General features: G+C 67.0%; 2 protein-coding genes. Both read right to left on the bottom strand.

Going from position 1 to position 1,769, the window contains the following annotated elements; genetic code table 11:
• The coding region (locus AC04MI_RS24955) for an RnfABCDGE type electron transport complex subunit B (RefSeq protein ID WP_476499018.1) at positions 1-672 on the bottom strand (672 nt) is incomplete at its 3' end.
• On the bottom strand, positions 669-1,769 hold a 1,101-nt coding region (gene phaZ / locus AC04MI_RS24950; protein WP_476499017.1), incomplete at its 5' end, for a polyhydroxyalkanoate depolymerase. The genes phaZ and AC04MI_RS24955, both read right to left, overlap by 4 nt.

Genomic DNA, 1,769 nt, shown 5'->3' with positions numbered 1-1,769 from the left:
CTCCATGGCGGCGGCAATGGCCGCCTTGCGTGCCTCCATGCCCTCGGCGGCCACCGCAGCGGCGGCTGGGCTGTGGGTGGCGGCCGATGTCGAATCGGCCTGCGCTCCGGAGCCTTCGTCCTCTACATCCTCCAGCGGCACCCGCTGACGGTGTTGCTGATACCGCTGTTTGGCTTGGAGCGCGAGCGCATCAGACCACGCAGCCCATCCGGTGGCCATGCCGCTGGCGCTGTCGAGCTGGATGCAATCTACCGGGCAGACMGGRATGCASAGCTCGCASCCTGTGCAGTRMGCYTCGATSACGGTGTGCATKYKCTTGTTGRWGCCCACRATGGCATCGGTGGGGCAGGCCTTGATGCACAAGGTGCAGCCAATGCACCACGCCTCGTCGATGAAGGCCACGCGGCGCGGTGCCTCCACCCCATGGTCGGCGCTCAAGGGCGCCACGGCATGGCCCGTGATGGCGGCCAAGCGGGCCACGCCCTCAGCACCGCCCGGAGGGCACTGGGTGATGGCCGCCTCCCCCTGGGCGATGGCCTGCGCATAGCTGGCGCAGTCTGGATAGCCGCAGCGCGTGCACTGCGTCTGGGGCAGGGCGGCATCAATCCGCGCTGCCAAGTCGGTGAGGGCAGCGTGGGATGGGGTCGTGCTGGCGGAGGCGGGGTGGCTCAAGCCTTGCGCGCCTTGCTCTTGCTGCCGCTGCGGGTGGACGGCGCTGCAGTGGCGCTGGTCTGAGTCGTGGCCAGATCAGCGGTGGGCGCCTGCGCTGCACCTGTGGGCGCCGCGGCGGGCTGCACCCAGCGGGTGGCCACAGCGGTGGCCGCCACGGGCTTGGTCGCAGCGCGGACTGGAGCAGGCTTGGCTGCTGCCGTAGGCGCCTTGGTCGCCTTGATCACCTTGGTGGCGGCGGGTTTGGCTGCCGGTGCGGGCTTGCTGGCAACCTTGGYAGGGGCCGGTGCAGGGCTGGCGAGCCTGGGGGCCGGTGTGGACGTTGCGGCCACAGTGGCGGGCTTGGCAGGCAACTCGTGTTCCAGGATGAATGCGCGCACCTTGGGGTACACGATGTCGCGCCAGCGGYGGCCGCTGAAGATACCGTAGTGGCCTGCGCCCTTGGCTTCCAGGTGGCGCTGCTCCTTGCGCACGATGCCGCTGCACAGGTCGTGGGCCGCTTCGGTCTGGCCCGAGCCAGAGATGTCGTCCAGCTCGCCTTCCACCGTGAAGAGCGCTGTTGTCTTGATGTCTTGCGGACGTACGCGTTCGAGCTTGCCAGCGGGTGAGCGCACATCCCAGGTGCCGTTCACCAGCTTGTAATCCTGGAACACGGTCTGGATGGTTTCGAGGTAGTAGTCCGCATCCATGTCCAGCACGGCGTTGTACTCGTCGTAGAACTTGCGGTGCGCCTCGGCACTTGCGTCGTCGCCCTTGATCAGGTCCTTGAAGTAATCGTAGTGGCTGGTCGCATGGCGGTCCGGGTTCATGGCCACAAAACCGGTGTACTGCAAAAACCCCGGGTACACGCGGCGGCCCGCGCCCGGGAATTTTTCCGGCACGCGGTAGATCACGTTGTTCTCAAACCACTCGTAGCTGCGATTGGTCGCCAGGTTGTTCACTGCCGTGGGCGACTTGCGGGCGTCGATGGGGCCACCCATCATGGTCATCGTCAGGGGCGTTTTCTCGCCGCGGCTGGCCATCAGCGACACGGCTGCCAGCACGGGCACCGTCGGTTGGCACACACTGATCACGTGGCAGTTGCCGTAGATGCCCTTCAG

The sequence above is a fragment of the Acidovorax sp. LjRoot204 genome (assembly GCF_056175785.1).
The sequence above is the reverse complement of the archived record's forward strand: the minus strand, read 5'-3'. Positions and strand labels throughout refer to the sequence as shown.